This window comes from Pontibacter chinhatensis, assembly GCF_900113285.1.
Classification (GTDB): Bacteria; Bacteroidota; Bacteroidia; order Cytophagales; family Hymenobacteraceae; genus Pontibacter; species Pontibacter chinhatensis.
Genome location: NZ_FOOT01000001.1, coordinates 629,564 through 643,363, shown reverse-complemented (window position 1 = coordinate 643,363; position 13,800 = coordinate 629,564). Strand labels below are relative to the sequence as shown.

The 13,800-nt window shown below is 49.4% G+C and carries 12 protein-coding genes; 1 reads left to right on the top strand and 11 read right to left on the bottom strand.

What is annotated here, in order from left to right:
* Window positions 1-123: 123 nt before the first annotated feature.
* Together BM040_RS02805 and BM040_RS02800 are read right to left on the bottom strand one after the other, a co-directional pair.
* Complete coding sequence (locus tag BM040_RS02805; RefSeq protein ID WP_092098798.1) at window positions 124-852, bottom strand: LytR/AlgR family response regulator transcription factor; 729 nt, start codon at window positions 850-852, stop codon at window positions 124-126.
* Window positions 839-1,900: a sensor histidine kinase gene (locus tag BM040_RS02800; protein WP_175490956.1), complete on the bottom strand. Its 1,062-nt coding sequence runs from the start codon at window positions 1,898-1,900 to the stop codon at window positions 839-841. The genes BM040_RS02805 and BM040_RS02800 overlap by 14 nt, the downstream gene beginning before the upstream one ends.
* Before the next feature lie 223 nt (window positions 1,901-2,123).
* On the opposite strand from BM040_RS02800, the gene BM040_RS02795 reads away from it, so the two are divergent.
* Entirely contained in the window at window positions 2,124-3,986 is a 1,863-nt protein-coding gene (locus BM040_RS02795; protein WP_092098794.1) for an alpha-amylase family glycosyl hydrolase, read from the top strand.
* Between the two features lie 238 nt (window positions 3,987-4,224).
* Here the strand turns inward: BM040_RS02795 and mnmE are convergent, their stop codons facing one another.
* The 9 genes from mnmE to BM040_RS02750 all read right to left on the bottom strand — a co-directional run bounded on the left by mnmE (window position 4,225) and on the right by BM040_RS02750 (window position 13,798).
* Window positions 4,225-5,601: a tRNA uridine-5-carboxymethylaminomethyl(34) synthesis GTPase MnmE gene (gene mnmE / locus BM040_RS02790; protein ID WP_092098792.1), complete on the bottom strand. Its 1,377-nt coding sequence runs from the start codon at window positions 5,599-5,601 to the stop codon at window positions 4,225-4,227.
* A gap of 440 nt (window positions 5,602-6,041) precedes the next feature.
* Window positions 6,042-6,620 carry a thioredoxin family protein gene (locus BM040_RS02785; RefSeq protein ID WP_092098790.1) on the bottom strand — a complete coding sequence of 193 codons (579 nt, stop codon included), beginning with the start codon at window positions 6,618-6,620 and terminating at the stop codon, window positions 6,042-6,044.
* Between the two features lie 55 nt (window positions 6,621-6,675).
* Window positions 6,676-7,554, bottom strand: a complete 879-nt coding sequence (locus BM040_RS02780; protein ID WP_092098788.1) for a metal ABC transporter permease — start codon at window positions 7,552-7,554, stop codon at window positions 6,676-6,678.
* A gap of 84 nt (window positions 7,555-7,638) precedes the next feature.
* Window positions 7,639-8,922 (bottom strand): metal ABC transporter permease, encoded by a 1,284-nt coding sequence (locus tag BM040_RS02775; RefSeq protein WP_092098786.1) that lies wholly within the window; start codon window positions 8,920-8,922, stop codon window positions 7,639-7,641.
* 163 nt (window positions 8,923-9,085) lie between these two features.
* Window positions 9,086-9,874, bottom strand: coding sequence for a metal ABC transporter ATP-binding protein (locus BM040_RS02770; protein ID WP_092098784.1), 789 nt, complete (start codon window positions 9,872-9,874; stop codon window positions 9,086-9,088).
* Between the two features lie 13 nt (window positions 9,875-9,887).
* Window positions 9,888-10,817 carry a metal ABC transporter solute-binding protein, Zn/Mn family gene (locus BM040_RS02765; RefSeq protein ID WP_092098783.1) on the bottom strand — a complete coding sequence of 310 codons (930 nt, stop codon included), beginning with the start codon at window positions 10,815-10,817 and terminating at the stop codon, window positions 9,888-9,890.
* Window positions 10,818-10,835: 18 nt separating this feature from the next.
* On the bottom strand, window positions 10,836-11,495 hold the full coding sequence (locus tag BM040_RS02760; RefSeq protein WP_092098781.1) for a metal-dependent transcriptional regulator: 660 nt from the start codon (window positions 11,493-11,495) through the stop codon (window positions 10,836-10,838).
* A gap of 91 nt (window positions 11,496-11,586) precedes the next feature.
* Window positions 11,587-12,585, bottom strand: a complete 999-nt coding sequence (locus tag BM040_RS02755) for a 3-oxoacyl-ACP synthase III family protein (RefSeq protein WP_092098779.1) — start codon at window positions 12,583-12,585, stop codon at window positions 11,587-11,589.
* A gap of 67 nt (window positions 12,586-12,652) precedes the next feature.
* Window positions 12,653-13,798: a glycosyltransferase gene (locus BM040_RS02750; protein WP_092098777.1), complete on the bottom strand. Its 1,146-nt coding sequence runs from the start codon at window positions 13,796-13,798 to the stop codon at window positions 12,653-12,655.
* Between the last annotated feature and the right edge of the window lie 2 nt (window positions 13,799-13,800).

Sequence of the window (13,800 nt, the reverse complement as noted above, 5' to 3'; positions counted from 1 at the left end):
GGATCGAATTATCGACACATTTCCACAAAGATTTAATGGCTTAGGAGATTTGTCTGGATACGTAGAACAATAAGTTCTCCTACACAGCAAAGGTTTATTGAGCATAAGGTGACATGAACCAGCTTATTTTACATTTGCCCTCAAAGTACTATTAAAAACATCACTGTACATCCTTCCGATGGGAATTTGTTTGTCCTGTATTACCACATAGCTACTGTTATAAGCCTTTACTTTATTTAAAGCGATAATAAACGATCGGTGCACCCGTAAAAATAAAGTATCTGGTAATTTTTCTTCCATTTCTGAAATGGCCAGGTAAGATCGGTATATCTCATGTTCAGTAAAGATTAGCAAACAGTTCCGTTGCGCCTCTAGGTATAGAATATCATTCAGGAAAACCTTCACCGTTTTACGGTCACATTTAACGAAAACAAATGGCTTTGTATCAGTTTTATCAACCGTTGGTAAAATAGCGCCACTATGTTTGTAAAGGGTCAGGTAACGGTTTATAGCTTTGGAAAACCGTTCGAATGGGATAGGTTTCAGGAGGTAATCCACTGCATTTAACTCGAAGCCCTGAACAGCATATTTGCTATAAGCTGTCGTGAAGATAATGCCTGTGGTAGCCTTGATTGTAGAGGCAAACCGGTTTCCCGGCATACCAGGTAAATTAATGTCTAAAAAGACAAGGTCAATCTGTTCTGAATTAAGAACTGACAGTGCTTTTGTACTACTGCTGAAAGTTCCCTTTAATTTGAGAAACGGGAACTGAGCGATGTGCATTTGTAGTACTGTGGCTGCCGGTGATTCATCCTCTACGATGATGCAGTTAATGTCTTCAGGCGGCTGCATATAGTTTTATTTTTAAGGAGATAAAATAACTGTCCTCCTTTTCGGAGACTTGCAGATAATGATTTTCAGGGTATAAAAGCGCAAGACGTTTTTTTACATTCACAATTCCAAATCCACTTTGTCCTTCTAGCGCGTTGGCATTAGCCTTTTTTTGTGGGATACTGTTTTCTACTTTTAAGGTAAGCCAGTCCTCTTTTATAGAGATGTAAATGTTAATCCAACCGTTTTCCCGTTCATCGTTCAGGCAGTGCTTTAAACTGTTTTCAATGAATGGCAGCATCAGGAAAGGCCCTATCATACTGTTTTCAGCTTTACCTGTTACTGTAAAGCTCAGTTCAAGTCGGTTATCGAAACGCATCTGCTGCAACGCAATGTAGTTGCTGATGTACCGGATTTCTTTGTCAAGCGCTATCGTTTTGTCATTTGCCTCATACACCGAAAAACGCAGCAGCGAAGAAATTTGAAGCAGCATCTCGGCTGCATCATCAGACTTGGCCAGTATTCTGGAATAAAGGCTGTTCAGTACATTGAACATAAAATGAGGATGAAACTGGTTACGCAGGGAATTTAACTCAGCCTCCAATTTTTCTGCCTGAATAGCCTGCGCTTTGTTCTTCTCTTGGGCCCAATAGTAAAAAAGCTTAATGGAAAAAGGTACTGTTACCACAAACTGCAGTTTAATTACATTGTACAAGTATGGAGCTGTGCTTAGTAAGGGTTCTTTTGTCCAAAAAGTCAGGAAATAGCTTAAGATAATGTGGTTGTCGATCAGCCTAAGAATAAAAGCAAAAACTAACAGGAGACAAGTATAAATAATAAGAAACCTTGCTATTTGGTTTTTAAAGAACATGGCATCCATCTGCCACTCCACTACAAGCAGAACAAAAATTACTTTTGGAAGAAGACTGAACAGCTCATTGTAAAACGAGGTCAGAATATCCCTGGAAGCAAAGCCTTGCACAAAACTGAACAGCATTATATACCCTGCCCAATATACGATGTACATGTTGCGTTTAGCGGCCCCGGTAGGCGTAAAAATCTCTGTCATTAGCTGGGGCATAGGTGGTTTTGAGTCAGGTGATGAATATAAAAATAACGACTTTCATCTTATTTAAATCACTTTTTAGCAAAGAATACTTTAGTAGAAGTTGGGTAAATCGGGCTGCTATGTTGTTTGCATCGGAAAACCTGATTTATGTATAGGATAATTTTAAGTTTTTGAAATCAAAATTATATTGATATCCATTTTAAAGGCTAAAAATCAACCCTATATGAAAAAAAGGAAGGTATTGCTATTACTTCTTCTGCTTGTTTTTGGGATATCTTCAGTAAGCACGCAGGCTGCAACGGAAGTATACCCGACCAACTGGTGGACAGGCATGAAGATGAACCAGATCCAGTTGCTACTCCGAAGTACAGATGATGAACTGGCAAGTAAAAAAGTAAGTATTTCTCATCCGGGCATTACCATCCTGAAAACCCACCAGTTCGAAAATGCCAGGTATGTAGCTGTTGATATTTCCATTGCACCTACAGCCAAACCAGGCGTTGTAAGTATAGAACTGAAGGGAAAGGGGAAGACACAAAAGATAAAGTGGCAACTGGATCCAAAGCGGGAGGGCAATGGCACTACGTATGCTCAGGGAGTTACTTCATCCGATTTTATCAACCTATTGATAACAGACAGGTTCAGCAACGGCGATACCTCCAACGACCGAGTAGCCGGCATGCGCGACCAGTCTTTGAACAGGGATTCTATTTATCACAGACATGGCGGAGATTTTCAGGGTATAATTAATCATATCGATTACTTCAAAAGCCTGGGTGTATCGACCTTGTGGCTGCTGCCTGTCCTGGAAAACGACCGCCCCGACAGAACGGAGCATGGTTATGCTATTACCAACCATTATAAAATAGACCCGCGCCTGGGTGGAGCTGCCAAGTATAAGGAACTGAGCGATGCCCTGCACAAAAATGGGATGAAGCTGATCATGGATGCGGTATATAACCACACCGGTTTGCAGCACTTTTTAGAACTGGACCCACCGGCACAAGACTGGATGCACCGCTGGCCAACCTTTACCCAGACTACTTACAGGGAACAGACCCTGTTCGACCCATATGCTGCCCCATCTGATAAAAAAAGAATGAGTGATGGCTGGTTTGATAACGGTATGCCTGACATCAACCATGACAACCCGTTCATGGCTAACTTTATTATTCAGAACATGATCTGGTATATACAGGAATTTGGCATTGACGGCATCCGGATTGATACTTATACTTACAGTGACCTTGAGTTTGCCAACCGATGCAACAAAGCTATTATGGATGAATATCCTAACATCACCATGTTCGGTGAAACCCGGGTGTTCGGAACAGCCAACCAGGCATACTTTAATGCGAATAATCTGGACTTACCTTATAAAAGTAACCTGCAGGCATCCGTGGACTTTCAGTGCCTTTATTATGGCATTATACCTGCGCTTACAGAACCAATCAATTGGACAAACGGCGTAAATAAGCTCTACAATACTGCCAGCAATGATTTCCTGAATAAGAACCCCATGCAAAATGTATTGCTTCTGGATAACCATGATGAGCCCAGGTTTTTCTCGGTAGTAGGCGAGAATGTGGAGAAGCAAAAGATGGGATTCCAATGGCTGCTTACCTACCGTGGCATTCCACAGTTATACTATGGTTCAGAAGTATTGATGAAGGGCTTTACAAACCCATATGATGGGCTGGTGAGAAAAGATTTTCCGGGGGGATGGAGTGGCGACGCTAAAAATGCTTTCACCGGAAAAGGGTTAACAAAGGATGAAGGCGAAGTTCAGGACCTGGTCAGGAAGCTAGGCAACTTCAGGAAAAACTCTTCAGCTATAAAGACAGGAAAAATGATGCATTATGTTCCGGTTGACGGTGTATATGTATACTTTCGCTACGACGACGACCAAACTATAATGTGCGTGATGAATACGGACAGCAAAGCCCATGAGGTGGATTTTAAGAAGTACGCTGAAAGAACAAGTACCTTCTCGGAGGCAACCAATATCATCAGCAACGATAAATTAAATGTCTCGGAGAAAGCCACCATACCGGCTATGCAAATGTGGGTGTTGGAATTAAAATGATAAAGACGAAAAGTTCAGTACTTTCTTCATTGTAACTCCCCATGAATCAGCAACAAAACCAGAACACATTCCTGCCATTAAGAGGGTGCTGGAAAACAATGGATCCCTTCACCTAGTTTCCGAAAAGATGAGGGACGTACTTTCTTCGAAGTGGAGATACATTTTGACTTAAAAAAGCCCCTAAATCAACAGTTTAGGGGCTTTTGCTAGTTATTTGTTATGTACTGGTTTGGGTGGTTTATTTGCCGATGCAGAACTTTGTAAAGATGTTATCTAACAAGTCATCCGTTGTGATCTCACCTGTGATCTGGCCTAAGCTATACAGTGCCCGGCGGATATCTGCAGCCACCAGGTCACCGCTTATGCCCAGGCCTAAGCCGTTGAGCACATCGTCCAGGGCGGCGTAGGTTTTGTTCAGGCTGTCTACGTGGCGCAGGTTCGTTACGATGGTTTGGCTTTGGGTATCCAGTTTGCCCAGGTTTACCTTTTCCACCAGCGCCTGTTTCAGGTCCTCCAAGTGGGCGCCCTCAGCGGCAGAAATCTGTACCAGGCCTTCCATAGTTACAAAAGCAGCCAGCTTTTCGGGCGAGGCCTGGTCTATCTTGTTGGCCACGGCTACCAGAGGAAGGTTGTTGGGGTTGAGTCTTTCCAGTTCGGCCTGCACTTTGGCCGGCGTTTCTTCTGTTATATCAAACAGGTAGATGATGAGCGAGGACTGGCTGAGCTTCTGCATGGTACGCTCTACGCCAATAGCCTCTACTTTATCCGTTGTCTCGCGCAGGCCGGCCGTATCAATAAAGCGGAAGGTGATCCCGGCTATACTTATCTCGTCTTCAATAAAATCGCGCGTGGTGCCCGGCACATCCGAAACGATGGCTTTTTCCTCGTTCAGCAGCTTGTTCAGCAGCGTGGACTTACCCGCATTAGGCTTCCCGACTATCACGGTAGGCACCCCGTTTTTAATCACATTGCCCAACTCAAACGACATCAGCAGTTCCCGGATTATACTTTGGATGTTACCTATAAGCGAGCGCAGCTGATCCCGGTCGGCAAACTCCACGTCTTCTTCGCCAAAGTCCAGCTCCAGTTCTATCATGGAGGCGAAATGCACCAGTTCGGCGCGCAGGCGCTTGATCTCCTGCGAAAATCCGCCGCGCATCTGCTTCATGGCTACATCATGCGAAAGGGCGGAATCAGAGGCGATTAAGTCGGCCACGGCCTCGGCCTGTGCCAGGTCAAACTGACCGTTGAGAAAGGCGCGCTTGGTAAACTCCCCGGCGTTGGCAAGGCGTGCACCCTGCTTTAGCAGCAACTGCATGATCTGCTGCACAATGTAATCAGAGCCATGGCAGGAGATCTCCACCACGTTCTCTTTGGTATAGGAATGCGGGGCCACAAACAGCGATACCAGCACCTCATCCAGCACTTTCTCATTGTCGCGGATGGTGCCGAAGTGGATGGTATGGCTGGCCTGTTTGGTGAGGTCTTTGCCCTTGAAAACGGAATTGGTAATAGTAATGGCTTCGGGGCCGGACAGGCGGATAACGGCAATGGCGCCGGTGCCTGAGGCAGTAGCCACAGCTACAATGGTGTCGGTGTTGTTAAGTTGAATCAAGGTAAGTCTACGTTAAACGCTTCGCAAATTTACGCTTTTTAACCGGGATTAGCAGGGGAGAGGTTTCGGTGGATGAGGTAGGCCATACTTTCCATTCGGTCAAATCCTGCAGCTTATACTTCCGGGATGCCTAAAATCATACTTTTTATACTTTGCTATACTTTCCAATACCCCGGATCTATACTTTGGAGAAGCCCGAAATCATACTTCTATACTTACATCAGACTCAAAAGCGTTCGCCTAAACCAAGCGGCATTTATACATTATACTTCAGCCTACGTTTTATACTTGTTGCGTAACTATGCTTGTATAGCGTGGCAGGACGCCACATTGATACCGCACACTCGCCAGAGGCGAGCGAGAGCATAATACCCGGAGTTATACTTTATACTTTCCTGAACCTTATTATTTGCTCCTAAAATCCCTTAATCTTAGAGATCCTAGTTCTTCTTTTCGTACTCCTGGAAGTTCATCGACTGGTGGTGGTTCTCGCCGAAGTAGCTAAGGATTTTGGAAAAGGTTTTGGCGTTGAGGTAGCCGGGCACAGGAGCCAGCATATTCATCTTCTCGTCCAGGTACACGGTAGTGGGGAAGCTCATCTGCCCCTGCAGCAGCGCCACCGCCAGCTCGTGCGATCGGTACTCGCCTTTATACTTGAACGTTTGCCCTCTAAGCGTGATGGGGTCTTTTCCCTCCGCGTTCAGCTTTACGGCATAGTAATGCTTGTTCACCAGCTCCACCACCTTCGGGTCGGTAAAGGTTTCCTTGTCCATTTTCCTGCACCAGCCGCACCAGTCGGTATACACATCGATTACAATTTTACGCGGCTCTTTTTCCATGCGTGCGGCGGCCTGTTCTATCGTTAGCCACTGTATTTTGGCTGCCTTTTCGGAGGCCGGCTGATATGAGGTCAGCAGCGCGGGAATGGTAGTTGCAGTTTCAGCGACGGGTGTATTGCCCTTGCAGCCGCTAAAAAGTGCCAGGGCAAGTATAGGAAGTATAGCGAGGTTGTATTTCATACTTTATAATTATGTACCGGGTGATTAACAGGAGCGGCAAAGTATAAATTCCTGCTTAATGCTGCACCGGCTGTAGTTGCTTTTTTCTGACAAGTATACCCCGGGTAGGGGAGAACAGGAAGGCCAGCATAAACTCAATACCTGTGACTGTGGCAATGGCCCCGGCTATGGAACCATCTATCCAGACAGCCAGGTAATAACCTGCTATGGAGGCAAGTATACCAGCCACAACCGAGAGTAGCAGCATCGTCTTGAAATTATCCGTCAGCAGGTACGCCGTGGCGGCGGGTGCTACCAGAAAAGCCACCACCAGTATCGCCCCCACCGACTCAAAAGAGGCCACGGTGGTAATGGAAACAGCCGTCATGAGGGAGTAGTACCATACCGAAGTAGAGATGCCGATGGCTGCCGCATAGGCCGGATCGAAGGTGGTTAGGAAGAGTTCTTTATACCCCAGCACGATGTAAAGTATAATCAGCATGGTAACTACGGCAAGTGTCCAGACGGTGCGGGGACCCAGGTTCAGGCCACCTTCCGTAATCCAGAGATCCAGCGGCACATAAGCTATCTCGCCATATAACACGCAGTCCTGGTCCAGGTCTACCTGACCGGCATACACAGAAATTAGGATGATACCAATCGCAAAGAGCCAGGTGAAGGTAACGCCAATGGAGGCATCGGCCTGCACGCGCGCGTAGCGGTGAAAGAACTCAATCAGGAACGTGGTTAAGACGCCCAGTAAACCAGCTCCGATCAACATCGGCACAGAATCCCTTGACCCAGTTAGCAGAAAGGCAATCACGATGCCCGGCAGCACGGCGTGCGAAATCGCGTCGCCCACCATGGCCATGCGGCGCAGGATAAGGTAGCAACCCAGCAGGCTACAGCAAGTGGCTACCAGCGATCCGGTAAGTATGATCCAAAAGGCGTTCACGGTTTCTACTTGTTAAATGGTTGATTGTTTGTTGTGAGATTTTTAACTCTCCAACTCCTAAACTTTCTAACTCTCTAACTCCCCTCAGGGTATCCTGGCACTATGCGGGTCAAGCACGGGATAGTCCAGCTCTTCCATCAGGCGTTGCTCCAGTTCCGGGGTAATGATATGTTCAATGGTTTCGGCATCCTCGTGCACATGGTCGGAGGCAAGCTGCAGGTATTGGGTAAGGTATAGCTCCCAGAGGCGGTGCAGCCGTACCACACGCTCCCCGCGCCGCTGCCCCTGCAGGGTGAGTTGCCAGCCTGCGGGCGTCTTTTCGATGTAACCCTGCTTTCTGAGCTTGCTCAGGCCCGCGCTAACCTGTTTTTTAGGAATCGCCCTTTTCTCTAAAATCTGTTGTAGTGAGTGTGGCAAGTGAAAGTCCTGCTTCTCTTCGCCCAGGTGGTAGAGGAGCTTCAGCAGGTTTTCTTCGAGTATAAGCGTTTTGTTGCGGCGCTGCCGCAGCAACCGTGACACCCATCCTTTGCCGGGCGCGAAGGCAAAAGAAAGTATGGCAATCATCGAAACAATCAGTACAATCCAAGGCCCGGTAGGCATGGCAGGCGCTGTGTACGATACATAGGCCCCGGATACTCCCGAGAAAGCGCCTATCAACGCGGCCAGCACCAACATCAGGCTCAGTTTATCGGTCCAGAAGCGGGCGGCAGCAGCCGGTGTAATGAGCATGGCCGCCATCAGCACCACCCCAACCGCCTGTATGCCTACCACCACCGCAAAAACGGTAAGGGTAGTCAGGAGCAACTCCAGCGCCCGCACCGGGTAGCCGATGGTTTTAGCATAAGCCTTATCGAAGCAGAGCATGGCCAGCTCCTTATAAAATAGGATGGTAGTGACTAGCAGCAGCACCGCCACCAAGCTAAAGGCAATCAAATCTTCGCCCACCAGGGAAGCCGCCTTCCCGAACAGGAACTTATCCAGGCCACTCTGTGCGGCGTTGCCCGAATGTTGTATGGCCGTGAGCAAAAGTATACCGATGCCGAAGAAAACCGAGAGCACCAGTGCTATCGCGGTGTCTTCTTTGATGCGGGAGCGGGAAGTAATAAAATCTATCGTGATAAGCGACAGCCAGCCGGTGACGAAGGCGCCCAGCAAAAGTATAAACGGGTTCTTGGTACCCGAGAGCATAAATGCCAGACAAACGCCGGGCAATACCGCATGCGCCACCGCATCGCCCACCAGCGCCCGCTTTCGCAGCAGCGTAAAGCAGCCCACCACTGCCGAACTGGTAGCCAGCAGCACAGAGCCCACCGTTACGAAGCGTATGTTGGCGTCAGCAAAAGAAAAGAACTCTATAAACTCGCGCATGCTTTTAATAGCTGAATGGTTAAATTGTTCGATTGCTAAATGGCTGATTGTTTAACTGTTTAGATTTTGTCAGACGTACTCCTATACTCTCTAACTCCAAAACTTCCCAACCTTCTAACTTTCTAACTCCCAAACTCTCTAACTCCTAAACTCCTAAACTTCCTCAGCTTTCCCGTGCCGGAAACTCCTGCTTGCGCAGCAGTTCGCCTACTTTGGTGAGCACGGTTAGCTTGCCACCGTAAGTTTGCTCCAGCAGTTGCTGCGTTAGCACCTGGTCTGCAGGGCCGGAGGCAACCAGGCGCATGTTCAGCAGCACTACCCAGTCAAAATACTCCGTGGCCGACTGCAGGTCGTGGTGCACGACAATAACGGTTTTGCCTTGCTCGCGCATAGTGCGCAGTAGCTCGATGATGGCTGTCTCCGTGGCGATGTCTACCCCGGCGAAAGGCTCATCCATAAAGTAGATGTCGGCGTTCTGAGCCAGGGCGCGGGCCAGGAACACACGCTGCTGCTGCCCCCCGGACAGTTGGGAAATCTGGCGGTTGGCAAAGCTTTGCATCCCGACTTTCTGCAGCGCGTCCATGGCGGCGTCTTTGTCGGCCTGGCGCGGCCGCTTAAACAGCCCCAGTTTGCCGTAGCTGCCCATCAGCACCACATCAAAAACCGAGGCCGGAAAATCCCAGTCCACCGACTCGCGCTGGGGCACATAGCTGATGCGGTTGCGTACCTCGGCAATCGGTTTATCAAATATTCTTACGTAGCCACTGCCAGCTGGCAGCAGGTCCATCATGGCCTTTATCAGGGTCGATTTTCCGGCACCGTTCGGACCGATAACGCCTACCAGCGAGCCGGCAGGCAAGGTTAGGTCGATGCCCCACAGCACAGGCTTGCGGTCATAGCTTACCGTCAGGTCGTGCACTTCAACTACCGGGTTCTCTACTTGTATAATCATAAAGTTTATACTTTTACCTTAAGGCTGATACTATGGTGGTGACGTTGTGCCGCACCATGCCCGTGTAGGTGCCTTCCGGCGTTCCATCCTCTCCCAAAGCGTCGGAGTATAGGGTGCCGCCAATTTCTACTTCATGGCCTCTTTCGCGGCATCCTACCACCACTGCCTCAATGGCTTTCGGAGACACTGACGACTCCACAAACACAGCCTTTATTTTATTCTCCACGATATACTTCACCAGCGAGGAAACGTCCAGCAAGCCAAACTCCGACACCGTAGAAATGCCCTGCAACCCGCGCACTTTTATACTATAAGCATCCCCAAAATAGCCAAAGGCATCGTGTGCGGTAATCAGGATGCGCTGCTGCTCCGGTATGGTCTGGATTTGCTGCGCCACCCACTGGTTCAGCTCGTCCAACTCCTGCAGGTACGCTTGGGTGTTCTGTTTGTATACTTCGGCGTTGGCCGGGTCTTTTTCCTGCATCTGCTGGCTGACGTGTTTGACTACTTCCTGCCAGAGCTGCACATCAAACCACACGTGCGGGTCGTTGCTGTTGGCATACTGCGCGGAGGCCCTGAGTTTGTCCTTCGGTATACTTGCCGTGGCCGTAACCACTGTTTTCTGCCGGCTGAGCTTCTCCAATACCTCGCCCATCTTACCTTCCAGGTATAAACCGTTGTACACAATCATGTCCGCGTCCATCATTTTCTGCAGGTCGCCTTGGGTGGCTTTGTAGAGGTGCGGGTCCACGCCGCTGCCCATCACCGATTCCACCTCGGCCGCGTCGCCGGCAATGTTGGCCACGGCGTCTTTAAGGATGCTAGTGGTGGTGAGTACTTTCATGCGCTGGCCTTCGGCCATCGTGCCTCTGTTGTCGGTTTGGGTACAGGCGCTGGCCAGCAGGGTGAAGAGCAGTATAGCCAGAGAATATAGGGTTTTCATAGTTTCTGTAGTGCCTGATTAAGCGGAAATAAAGATGTTTCGGGATACTTCGCTGGAGATGAGCAGGCTTTTGCTGTCCTCCAGGTGTATCTCCAGGGAGTTGTCGTAGGGTATCTTGTCGATTACTTTTATACTTGTGCCAAGCGCGATGCCCATCTTATCAAGGTACTGCAGGAAGAGCGGCTGCGAGTCGTTTACGCCCACTACTATACCGGCATCGTTCACGCCCATCTCAGCAAGGAGCCGTTGCTTTTTCTGCTTCATCTCGCCGGTTTCGGATGGGATAGGATCGCCGTGCGGATCGAATTTGGGGAAGCCCAGAAACTCGTCGAGGCGGTTGGTGAGCAGGGTAGAGGAGATGTGCTCGAGTTCCTCGGCTACCTCGTGCACCTCATCCCAATTAAACTTTAGTTTCTCCACCAGGAACGTCTCCCATAGCCGGTGCTTGCGGATGATTTGCAGGGCCACGCGCTCGCCCTGCGGGGTAAGCGACACGCCTTTATACTTTTTGTAGTTGACAATATCTTTGGCGCTCAGCTTGCGGAGCATGTCGGTTACCGAAGCCGCTTTGGTCTCCAGCACTTCGGCAATGGCATTAGTGTTTACTTCCTGCGTACCGTTAGCCGAGAGCTTGTAAATGGCCTTTATGTAGTTCTCTTCCGTGTAACTATGGGACATGGTGCAAATGGGTGAATGAGCGAATGAGTGGATGAGTGAATGTGCAAACTTATAATTCACGCATCCACTCATTCAAGATTCAGAATTATACTTACCAGCGAATCAGGGCAGAGCCCCAGGTAAAGCCGCTGCCAAAAGCTGCCAGGCATACCAGGTCTCCTTCTTTAATGCGGCCTTCTTGGTAGGCTTCACTCAGAGCGATAGGCACCGAGGCCGCCGTGGTATTGCCATACTTTTGGATGTTGCTCATTACCTTCTCAGCCGGCAAGCCCATCTTTTGCTGTATGTAGGAGGTGATGCGCAGGTTGGCCTGGTGCGGCACCAGCAAATCAATATCCTCCGGTTTGTAGCCGTTCTTGTTCAGGGCCTCCTCAATTACCTCCGGGAAACGGGTCACGGCGTGCTTAAATACCATGTTGCCGTTCATGTGCGGGTAAATCGAGCCCGAGTCGATCATCTCGTGGGTGAGGCGCTCTTTCTTGTTGCTGCCCGGGTCAAGCACGGCCAGTTCCTCGGCAAATTCTCCGTCCGCGTGCAGGTGCGTGGAAAGGATACCTCTGTCGTTGCTCTCGGATGGTACCAGTACCACTGCGCCGGCACCATCACCAAAAATCACCGATACTCCACGGCCGCGTGTAGAGAAGTCGAGGCCTGAAGAGTGAATCTCAGAGCCCACCACCAGCACATTGTTATACATGCCCGTTTTGATGAACTGGTCCCCTACGGACAAGGCATAGATAAAGCCCGAGCATTGGTTGCGCACATCCAGGGCGGGTATTTCCTTCAGGCCCAGCTCGCGCTGCAGCAACACACCGGAGCCGGGGAACACATAGTCTGGGCTAAGCGTGGCGAAAACAATCATGTCAATATCCCCGGGTTGGAGATCGGCCATTTCCAGAGCTTTGCGTGCAGCGGCGGCACCCATGTTGGCGGTGGTGTCCTTGCCCTCCTGGAAGTAGCGGCGCTCCAAAATGCCGGTGCGCTCGCGTATCCACTCGTCCGAGGTGTCCATCAGCTTTTCCAGGTCCTTGTTTGTTACCACATTTTCTGGTACGTAGTGACCAACGCCTGCAATTCTTGAGTTACGCATGATGAGGTTCTGTTTAGTTACAAATATACTGCTATTTTTGAGATTTAGATTCGTCTAAAAATAAAATTTATACTTTGGGGTCCTGAATTAAGGTCTTTTTAACTATCTGCAGCAGTTTTACCTCCTCTTCCTCCCAAAAGATATGTGGCGGAATTCCGGAAGTATAAAAAGGCTGTTGTCGTATACGTGCCAATAGCTGCTCCGGACTTACCTGCTTAAAATCGATGGATAAGCCTGCCCTAGCCGCCTCTGTTTTACTTTGCCACAGTGGGTTTTGCTGCACCAGCACCGGCAGGGCATAGGCCATGTACTCGTAAAGCTTGGTGGGGATGCAGCGCTCGGTGCTGGGGTGCGGCCGGTAGGGCAGCAGTCCCAGGTTGCTCTCTTTTATACTTTCCAGGATCTGCTGATGCGGCACCAGTTTGTCTCCGCCAATCAGCCTGATGTAGGCCTTGCTTTTTATCCGCTCCTGTAGCTGCTCCAAGGTATGGCTGCGCGCGCTGTAGCCGATGATGGTAAGAGTAGTAGAAGGATCTAACTGATGCAGTTGCTCGGCCATACTTACCGCCTCAAAAATACCGTAAATCTCGGCAATGGTGCCGGAGTAAAGCAGGCGCAGCGGCTGCTGTGCCAGTTGCACCGGGGTGGCCGGCAAAGTATAATGGGGCGCCGGTTTATACTTGTTGCCGATGACCGTATACTTCCCCGCAGCTAAAAACTCAAGCTCGTGCGCATAACTTTCTTCGGCCAGCAGGAAGTGCGCTACACTTTCGGCAGCCTTCTTTTCGGCCCGCGCCACGCCCAAGGCCAGCAGCTGGCGCAGCAGGGGAGGGTAGTTTTGCTGGGTGGTCAGGTTCAACGTATAATTTTCCTGCACATCGTAAATGAGCTTTGCGCCATACTTCTGGCAGTAGCGCTGGCTGGCCAGCAGCAGCTCGTGGGTGCAGGCGATAATCAGGTTCGGCCTTAGCTCGTGTAGCAGTTGCGCATACTTTTGCTGTGCCCGGAACCGGATTATACTTAGTCGCCGAAACTGGAATGCCGGGTGAAAGTATACATTTTCAGGAGCGTCAGCAGGAACGGGTGCCTGGAAACCAACTATGTGAATTTTAGTTTCTGGCAGCTTGCTTAGCGACAGGCCCAGTTTTTCGTACATGCGCGTGTCGTTAACTGGCTTTAGCAGCGAGGCTAGGAGAACTCTGGTTTCAGACATCC